At 62.2% G+C, this 9,611-nt stretch carries 6 protein-coding genes and 1 pseudogene; 4 read left to right on the top strand and 3 right to left on the bottom strand.

Going from position 1 to position 9,611, the window contains the following annotated elements:
• Positions 1–383 (top strand): annotated as a pseudogene (locus V7080_RS19845) (hypothetical protein); the annotation flags it as partial.
• Positions 370–1,680: a flavin-containing monooxygenase gene (locus V7080_RS19840; RefSeq protein WP_334190124.1), complete on the top strand. Its 1,311-nt coding sequence runs from the start codon at positions 370–372 to the stop codon at positions 1,678–1,680. The pseudogene V7080_RS19845 and the gene V7080_RS19840, both read left to right, overlap by 14 nt.
• Positions 1,681–1,780: 100 nt before the next feature.
• Here V7080_RS19840 and V7080_RS19835 read toward each other — a convergent pair whose 3' ends face one another.
• From V7080_RS19835 to V7080_RS19825, 3 genes are all read right to left on the bottom strand, one after another.
• Positions 1,781–4,696 carry a putative bifunctional diguanylate cyclase/phosphodiesterase gene (locus tag V7080_RS19835; RefSeq protein WP_334190123.1) on the bottom strand — a complete coding sequence of 972 codons (2,916 nt, stop codon included), beginning with the start codon at positions 4,694–4,696 and terminating at the stop codon, positions 1,781–1,783.
• 329 nt (positions 4,697–5,025) lie between these two features.
• Positions 5,026–5,784: a hypothetical protein gene (locus tag V7080_RS19830; protein WP_334190122.1), complete on the bottom strand. Its 759-nt coding sequence runs from the start codon at positions 5,782–5,784 to the stop codon at positions 5,026–5,028.
• A gap of 349 nt (positions 5,785–6,133) precedes the next feature.
• Positions 6,134–7,030, bottom strand: coding sequence for an alpha/beta hydrolase family protein (locus V7080_RS19825; protein ID WP_334190121.1), 897 nt, complete (start codon positions 7,028–7,030; stop codon positions 6,134–6,136).
• A 271-nt stretch (positions 7,031–7,301) separates the two neighbouring features.
• Between V7080_RS19825 and ampC the strand changes: the two genes are divergently transcribed.
• Positions 7,302–8,477, top strand: a complete 1,176-nt coding sequence (ampC, locus tag V7080_RS19820) for a class C beta-lactamase (protein WP_334190120.1) — start codon at positions 7,302–7,304, stop codon at positions 8,475–8,477.
• A 137-nt stretch (positions 8,478–8,614) separates the two neighbouring features.
• Positions 8,615–9,611: MFS transporter (locus V7080_RS19815; protein ID WP_334190119.1), on the top strand; the 997-nt coding region annotated here is incomplete at its 3' end.

The following is a 9,611-nucleotide window of genomic DNA, read 5'->3' as shown; positions in this document are numbered from 1 at the left end:
GCATCGCCGCGCTTGTCCGCGAACCGCTGAACGGCAGGGACGTGGCATGTCCGCTGGATGCGGATACCCGGTTCCCGGTTGCATCGGTTGGTGCCGTCGCGGCCGGACTGATACGCGCGCTGGAAATTCCTTCTTCCGCATTTGGCGCCACCCGCGCGATGAACTTGCCGTCCCTGGCGGTCACGCCGGCTGATCTCGCCGCCGCGCTGGGCGAGGCCGGAAGCCGCATCGTCTGGCAACGCGACGACGCCATGCATCGGATCGTGGATGGCTGGCCGCGCGGCTTCACATCGGAAACCGCGCTGCGGCTCGGCATCGCCGGCGACGCGTCGGTTGCCGCCATCATCAACGATTACAAGGAGAATGCGCTTGGCCGGACCTGACTCCCTTCCCGTCTGCATCGTTGGCGCCGGCTCATCCGGCGTGGCAGCCGCCAAGGCCCTCAAGGAAAAGAACCTTCCCTTCGAATGCTTCGAGATCGGCTCCGACATCGGCGGCATGTGGCGCTACGAGAACGACAACGGCATGTCGTCCGCCTACCGCAGCCTGCATATCGATACCAGCCGCAACAACCTCGGCTATTCCGACTTTCCCATCGCCGATCACTATCCGGACTTCCTGTCGCATTTCCAGGTGATGGAACACCTGGAAGCCTATGCCGACCGTTTCGGTATCCGGCCGCACATCCGGTTCAATACGCGCGTCGAGGATGTTCGGCCGTCACCGGACGGCACATGGAATGTGCGCCTGCAGGACGGCGAAGTGCGCCGCTACCGCGCCGTGCTGGTCGCCAACGGCCATTTGTGGGACCCGCGCTATCCGGATTTCCCCGGCAGCTTCGATGGCACGGCGATGCATTCGCACTACTACCGCACCGCCGAACCGTTCAGGGACAAGAACGTGCTCATCGTCGGCATCGGCAATTCGGCGGTGGACATCGCGGTGGATGTCTGCAAGGCGGCGAAAAGCACGACGCTGTCGACCCGCCGCAGCGCATGGATCATGCCGAAGTACATCATGGGCATTCCGACCGACCGCTGGTCGGCCTTCCTTTCCCGCAAGCTGAAGCTGCCCACGAAAATGACGCGGGCGCTGATCCGCCGGCTGATGTTTCTCGCCGTCGGCGACCAGGCCCGCTACGGCGTGCCGCGCCCGAAGCATTCGATCTGGCAGGAACATGCCACCCTGAGCCAGGAGCTGCTCCCTTATGTCGGCCATGGCTGGATACGGATCGCGCCGAATGTCACGGAACTGCGCGGGGACAGCGTCGCGTTCGAGAACGGCCAGGTCGCACCGGTGGACGCCATCATTTACGCGACCGGCTACCGGACGAGCTTTCCATTCATCGATCCTTCCCTGTTCGAAGTGCGCGACGGCAGCGTCTCCCTTTACCGGCGCATGATGCCGCCGCATCTGCCGGGGCTGTACATGGTCGGACTGGTGCAGCCGATCGGCCCGACCATTCCACTGGTGGAGATACAGGCGCGCTGGCTGGCGTCGGTGCTGGCGGGTGAAACCGCGCTCCCGGCGCGCGCAACGATGGAGCGGGAAATCGCCCTGCATGCCGAGCGGATCGCCAGGCGCTATGTGGGCTCGGCACGCTACACGCTGGAAGTGGATTTCCGGGAATACGCGGCTGCATTGCGCAAGGACATGCAACGCCGGCTGGCCGGCACATAAGGGAATGCAATCAGGTCTCGACGCGACGTACACTTGCCTCCAATGATGCTTGCACTTCCCCGATGCGCGGCATGCAGCGCCAACGGCTTCGGCATCACGGTCAGGCGCTGACCCGCCGCATCGAATAAGCCAGCTCGGCATTCTGGATGAATGCCGCCGCCGACGCCGCCATCAGGATATTCTCCGGGCGCTGCGGCCGCGCGATCGCATATCCCTGCACATAATCGACGCCGATATCGGACAGTGTCTGCACGGTCACGTTGTCCTCCGCCCATTCGGCGATGGTTTTCATGCCGAGGCTGAGCGCAAGGCTGACGATCGCCTCGACGATGGCCACGTTTGCCGGGTGCGCCACCATGTTCACGATGAAGCTGCCATCGATTTTCAGCACATCGGCCGGCAGATCTCTCAGATAGGAGAACGATGTATAGCCGGCGCCGAAGTCGTCCAGCGCCACCTTGGCGCCGCATCCGCGCACCCGGTCGATGAAGTGGCGGGTGTTGCCGAGGTCCTGCAGCGCAACGCTCTCGGTGATTTCGATGCAGAGGCGGCAGGCGGCGCGGGGCATCCTCTCCAGCATGTCGAATGCATCACGGACGAAGCGCTCATCATTCAATGACGCGCCGTTGAGGTTCATGCAGACGAACTGGGTGTTGGACAGGCGTGGCAGGTGCGCGTTGATCCACTCCAGTGTCGTACCCATCACCCAGCGATCGATCACCCCGGTCCGCCCGTAGCCCTCGGCGGCGGGAATGAGGCGGTCAGCGGAAACGACGACGCCGTCCCTGCCCCGCATGCGTACCAGGACTTCGAAGTTGAGCGACGCATGCGGGTCCTTCAGGGACATGATGGGCTGCATATCGAGATATAGCCCGGTCGTCGCGAGCTGGCCGGACAGATGTTCCGCCAGCGAGAATTCGGCCTCGCGCTGGCGGAAGACATTCGCATCCTTTTCATACACCACGAGCTGCGCGCCCCTCTTCGCTTCGCGGCAGGCGTTGTCCGCCAGGGCGAGCGCGTCCTTGATGTGCGTGGGCTCGCTGATCTCGATCAGGCCGATGGAGCAATGCACCTGCAATGCCTTGTCGGCGATACCGTAGGTCTGGTCACCGACGGCGGCGATGATGCCGCGGCAGCTCCAGGCGGCAAGCTGGATCGATGTATCCGGCATGACGATGACGAATTCGTCGCCGCCGACGCGCCCCATGTGCTGTCCTGTCGCCAGCATGCCCTTGACGCGGTCGCACACCATGCGCAGTATCGCGTCCCCGACCGCATGGCCGTACAGGCTGTTGATGAGCTTGAAGCGGTTGATGTCGAGGTATGCCAGTGCGAGCGGCTTGCCCTCCGCCAGCTGTTGCATGGCGCGGTCGAGCGTGCTTTCTATGCCGCGCCGGTTGAATACTTTCGTCAGCGGGTCGTTCTCCGCGAGGTACATCAGTTCCTGTATCGCGGCGGCTTTCTCCGTCACATCCTGCAGCGAACCTTCGATCTTTCCGCGCGCCAGGGTGGCCTTGACGAGAAACCGCTTGCGCGCCTCGGCGCCGGACTGGCCGGCATCGTCGATTTCCAGTTCCCCGTCGGGCTGCATGTGCACCATGGTCAGCAGTTCGCTCCACGAACCCGCCTTGAAGTAGCGTTCCCACTCGGCCCCACCGCCTTTCATCACATCGTCGCCAAGCATATTGGACAGCGCCGGATTGGCGCTTTTGAAACGTCCTTCCAGGTCGAGCGTGAACAGACCGATCGGCATGGCCTCGTAGGTATGTTCCAGTTCTTCCTGCGCATCGATCCGCTCCCTGTGCTCCATGCGGATGTGCTCGGCGACCGCAAGCGCCGCGAGCAGGCTGGACGACAGTGCGGCGGTGACACTGTTGACCGTGCCGATCGTGCCCCGGAAGCCGAGTGCCGCAGACACGACCTCGGACAGGCCGGCGACCATGGTGATAGCGAAGGAGGCGGCATACCAGACCGCCACCGGCGAACGGCGGGCCAGCAGGATGCGCACCAGCAGGAATCCGACGACCAGCACCGTGATGACCGACGCCGCCCACAGCACCGGCAGGAATGCCTGGTACGACAAGGTGACGGAAAGCAGCAGCAGCGCCACGCACATCCATTGCACCACCCGCATCGGCACCGGCGAGCCAAGGCGCATCAGATCATCGCGGAACAAGGTCCGGAACATGGTGACGGTCAGCACGTAATAGACGGCGGTGGTCACCAGACGCATCTCGAAGACCAGGTGGTGCGGCACCGCCTGCCCCAGCCATTGCACATCCCATCCGGCCGACAGCGCGGCCAGCCTGAGGTTGGCGATCAGCCAGGCGGAGAACAGGACATAGATCGTCTGGCGAATGATCAGCGCGGTGATGAGCATGAAGAGCGCAAGCACGATCAGCCCGCCGTCGAGCAATCCGGATTCCCGATGGAACTTCTGGGCCGACGCCGCAAGGTCCTCGGCCCGCCATTGCATCAGCGTCAGGCTGGCGGGTCCGACAAAGCGTGCCCGGCACACGAACGAGGCCTTGGTCGGCGCATAGGGGCCGAGTGCGAATCCCGCCTTCACCATGCTGATGTTGCCGGTCGCCCGCGCCCGCGTGGCCGCGCCGACCAGCGTGTAGGCATCCTCTTCCCAGCATGTGATTTCGGTCATGTGACGGGAGGGAAATTCCGCCGTCACGCCCTGTTCGGCGGGCATATCGGAAAACGCGAACCGGAACCAGAACGGCGCTTCGGACCGGCCGCTATCGAAGCGCTCTACGCCGGGCCTGGCAAGCAATGCGGCACTGGCCTGCTCCGCAGAGAGCGGCGATCCTGCTTCTTCGAGAAACTGGAACCGGAGCTGCTGTGCGTCCCCGACCTGAAAATAGGATTGCCAGCCGGTGAGTGCGACGAGAGACATCACACCGATTGCCACCGGCAGCGCATACGTCCCCAGCCACGATAGGAACCGGTCCAGTGAATCGTGGAGGGATGATGCCGTGGGTTTCCGCTGTGCTGGCTGTTGGGGCATATTTCCGCAAGCATGGTCGGGGATGCGGCTGCCGGGCGCTAGAAAAACCGGCAGGCGCTTCCGCCATGGCATGGATCCACGGCATCGAGTTGCGACCAAAAGCAATTAATCTTCATTCCAGAATAGGAAAGAATTGTGGATCGGTCTACGGGTAATGGGTATGCCGGCAGACAAGTCAGCTTTGCTTGATGCAGGTCAATTGAGGTGGGTGCGAATGTTGCGGATGAGATGACGTTACGGCACACAGCGGAGACTGCAAGGCGTATTCGGCGCGAGCAGCGGCGGCCTGGAGACCGGCGGCGCGCGACACTCGCCCGACGGGTGAACGACTATCGCAGCCTGAACGTCCCCACGGGCGCGAACGGCAAAACATTGTTCTTCATCCGGCCGACATGGATATCGGGATGCGAGGTGCGGATGAAAAAATCATACAGGGGATGCATGGCTTCCTGCCACTTCGCCTTCGCATCCGAGATCTTGAGCTGCATGATTCGATGCGGCATATCGCCGGCATGGCGAAGGGGAATGAATCCTTTTTCAGGGTAGACATCCTCGAACATCAATCGCGCATACTGCCGGTCGATCGGCGCCCGGCCGGCAATCACCATCGAATGCACGCCGTTGGCCTGGCAATACATGTAGAACGCCTTGAAGAGCACGTTCTTCACCACGCGCCCGATACGCTGCCCCGTCACGCCGAGGCGGGTGGCTTCAGCCAGCGGTCTGCCTGCCAGAGAATCCGGCAACGCGATCGATTGCTCGAGGCTGAGCGGCCTGAAACGGTTGGTCTGGATACGCATCGTGCCCAATGCGGTGCCGTCGAGCTTGGATTCCGCGAGCAGTACCACCACGCCGTCTTCCGCGTCGGTGGTCTCCGGTGTCTTCAAGGATTCGGCAAACAGCGGGACGTGCCGCTTGTAGGCGGCATGCCGGATTTCCACCGCCTTCGAAAGCGCATGTTCATCACTCACCATGCGTACCGTAAAGGGCAACTTCTCCTCGAGGCATTCCGTCCGCTGGAAGGATGGAATCCGGAGCGGCCTGACGTTCGATGATGCGGCATGAAAGTGTGCTGGCAATAATTGCATGCTCGTTGGCCTTTCGTGGCAGAAGTGAAATGGGACGAGCGACCTGAGGCTTAACAGGCGGTCATGACATCTGGACCTGCTCATCGCTGCGTGTACGAATCAACGTACCCACGTCAGAGATTTCCTACAGGAAAATAGTTCCTGCCGGCAGCAAAATTTTCTCGGAGGAAATCCAGAAGAAGGTGGAGCTAGGCCGATGAATGGCACGCCTCGGATTTGGAGGGATGACATGCCGGCAATAACAATGACGCGCTTGTATTTGCGTGCATTGGTTTTTTACCAGCATGCTTAGCAAGCCTCTTCTACCGGTGCGGCAGACAGAGGCTTGAGGAGACGGTAGATAGGCACACTATCTTGTTGTGAAATTGGTCAGCCAGTTCAGGTTGGGTTCGAGATGCCAGGGCTCGTTGCCGCTTTGCCATGCGGGCTGGAGCACCTCTTCACTGCTGCCGCAACCGGCGCCGCGCATATAGCAATGGTCCGACAGGCCGCTCGACATGCGGAGTTGCTGCACCATATGCCAGCCGCTGTTGTTGGGATTGACGCAGCCGTTGGCTGTCAATCCGCAGTTCAATCCGGTGACCTCCTGCATCTGGCTGCGTACCGTGATCGGCGTTGCACCCATGAACTCGTCGTTCTCGCCATTCACGATGCGCAGGCGGTCGCTCGGCAATGCGCGATTGCCGTCCGCCACACACTGCCGCAGATCGGTCGTCGCATACTGCACGCCGGCGCCAAGCCCATATGCCGCCTGGACACGGGCATCGTGGTTCTTGGCGAGAATCGACATGATCGCCCCCTGGCTGAACCCGGCAACCACCAATCCCTTGCGGCAGTCGGCGCCCTTGCGGGAACAGATCTGCGTGACGGCGCTGACGGCGCTGTCCGGATCGAAGACGCATTTCGCCTTGGCGCCGATCACGTTGCATGAGCCGAAGGCCGAATTCCCGTACTCGACCGTCGCCGCCACATAGCCCTTGGCGGCCATGCGCCTGACCGCTTCCAGCGCGGATGCATTGGTAAAATTTTCCCAGGTACCCACCATGTACACGAACACCGGATGCTTGCCCGGCGTGTCCGGCTCCATGCCGACGATGTTGTAGGTGCTTGCACAAGCGCCGCCGTCGGGACTGGCGCCGTTGTACGTGGCGGTAAAGTTGGTCTGCGCGCAAACGGCGGCACTGGCAAGCATGCCGGCGCAAAGCACGCCGGCCATTTTCAATGAACCAGCGAATCCATGTCTCATATCCGATTCCTTCTCTCTGGTGGAAAGTATTTGTCATTCGGACGCCCCTGCTAGTGGCGTATCCGATGATGAGTTGCCAGCAAACTTTGTGCCGGTGGAAGGAGGATTGATTGCCGGAAAATGAATGACATGGCGAACCCGGACCCGATGCCATCAGGCAGACCGGTTCCGCAGTACGCACCCGTTTGCCCGCACACCCTGGCAAAACACCTCCTTGCGCGGCAGGTATACTGCCTCACCCGATGATCGTGATGAAAGGTGTAACCAGCATATGCATCTGTCGAAACTGTGCGCCGGTGTCCTTGTTTTCCTTGCCTCCAGTGCTTATGCCGCCGGCAATGCCGGTCACGCGGCGCTCGCGGAGACCGTGGACAATGCCATCCGGCCGGCAATGCAGAAATACGATGTTCCGGGCATGGCGGTCGCCGTCACGATCAACGGGAAGCGGCACTTCTACAACTACGGCATCGCGTCGAAGGACACGAAACGCCGCGTGACGAGCGATACCCTTTTCGAGATCGGATCAATCAGCAAGACCTTCACCGCCACCCTGGCTTCCTATGCCCAGGTCAATGGCAACCTCGCCCTGTCCGACCATCCCGGCGATCACCTGCCCGCCTTGCGCGGCAGTCGCCTCGACGATGCCACCCTGCTCGACCTCGGCACCTACACACCGGGCGGACTTCCGTTGCAGGTGCCGGACGGCATCGACCACGACGAACAGTTGATCGACTACCTGAACGCATGGCAGCCGGTTCACCAGCCCGGCTCCCGCAGGATGTACTCAAACGTCAGCATCGGCTTGCTCGGCATGGTCGCCGCAACGAGCATGCAGACCCCTTTCGACAGCGCTGTCGAACGGACGATCTTTCGCCCGCTCGGGATGCGCAACAGTTACTTCCATGTCCCGGCAAGCAAGATGCGCGATTATGCGCAAGGCTATTCCAGGGACGATCAGCCGATCCGCATGCGTCCCGGCGTGCTTGCACCGGAAGCCTATGCGGTAAAGTCAAATGCGTTCGACATGATTCGCTTCATTGAAGCGAACCTGCGAATGGCAAAGGCCGACGCCACCTTGCAGCGCGCAATCGACGATACCCATATCGCTTACTTCAAGTCGGGAGAACTGGTGCAAAGCCTGGTATGGGAGCAGTACCCCTATCCGACCGAGCTGAAGCAGCTGTTGGCGGGGAACGGCAATGCGATGGTATTCGAGGCGAACAGCGTCGCGAGATTCAGTCCGCCGCTGGCGCCGCAATCGGAGGTGCTGATCAACAAGACCGGATCCACGAACGGCTTCGCCGCCTATGTCGCCTTTATTCCCGCCCGGAAGCTGGGGATCGTGATGCTCGCCAATAAAAACTTCCCCGCCGATGCGCGCGTGACCGCTGCCCACGCGATCCTGGCCTCGCTGGCGACGGAGGCCGACGCAAAAGCGAAGCCTTGATGCCGCCGTGCGACGCAAGTCGATCCGGCCGCGCTGCATGCCGGCAGGCGGCACCGTGACGGCGGCCGGCAATCCCGTTCGCGGTTTTGCTCTATACTTTTGGCAGACTTCACCCCAGCGCACCCCGCCTACCCGCCTTGAACCTCCTCGCCCTGATTGCCATGATGGTGCTGACGCACATCACTTTCACGGGGAGCCGCGTCTCACTGACACTGTTTGCAATCGATCTCGGCGCGCCGCCGGTGCAGGTCGGATTCCTGATGAGCCTGCTTGCGGTGATCCCGATGCTGCTGTCCGTGCACGCGGGCAGGTGGACGGACCGGACAGGCGTTTTCAAGCCGACGCTGATCGCATTGATGTTGATGATCGTCGGTACCGTGCTGCCGGGAACGCGTCCCGTGCTCTCGAGCCTGTACGTCGCCAGCGTGCTCCTCGGCTCCGGGTTCATGCTGACGCATGTGGCCATCAACAATGCCGTTGGCCATGCGAGCACCGCCAGAAACCGCACGAGCGCCTTCTCCTACCTCGCCCTCGGCTTTTCCATTTCCACCGTGCTCGGGCCGGTCATCGCAGGCTTCACGATCGACCTGGCGGGCCATGCGGCCACCTTCCTGATGCTTGCCGCATTTCCCGTGATCGCACTGATCTTTCTCGGCCTGACACGCAAGCTCAACCACGCCCGCGCAACGCCCGCGGCGCCGGCAAGCAGCGCACGCGTGATGGATCTGTTGCGTCATGCACCGCTGCGGGCGGTCTTCATTGCCAGCGGCTTGCTGTCGATGGGATGGGATTTGTTCACGTTCATGGTGCCGATCCAGGGTGCGCGCATCGGCCTGTCGGCATCGACCATCGGGCTGATCATGGGCGCCTTCGGCATCGGCACATTCGTGGTTCGCCTCGCCATGGGGCCGATCTCACGGGTCTTTCCGGAATGGCGCGTACTCACCGGCGCATTGGCGATCACGGCCTTCGTCTACCTGCTCTTCCCGTTGTTCCATGCGGTCCCGGTGCTCCTGGGCTTGGCCTTCCTGCTCGGCCTCGGCCTCGGCTCGGCGCTGCCGATGATCATGAGCCTCATCCACAAGACAGCGCCGCCTGGCCGCACCGGCGAAGCGGTGGGCGTGCGTTCAACAC

Origin of the sequence: Noviherbaspirillum sp. (genome assembly GCF_036846085.1) — a bacterium.
GTDB lineage: Bacteria > Pseudomonadota > Gammaproteobacteria > Burkholderiales > Burkholderiaceae_D > Noviherbaspirillum.
The sequence above is the reverse complement of the archived record's forward strand: the minus strand, read 5'-3'. Positions and strand labels throughout refer to the sequence as shown.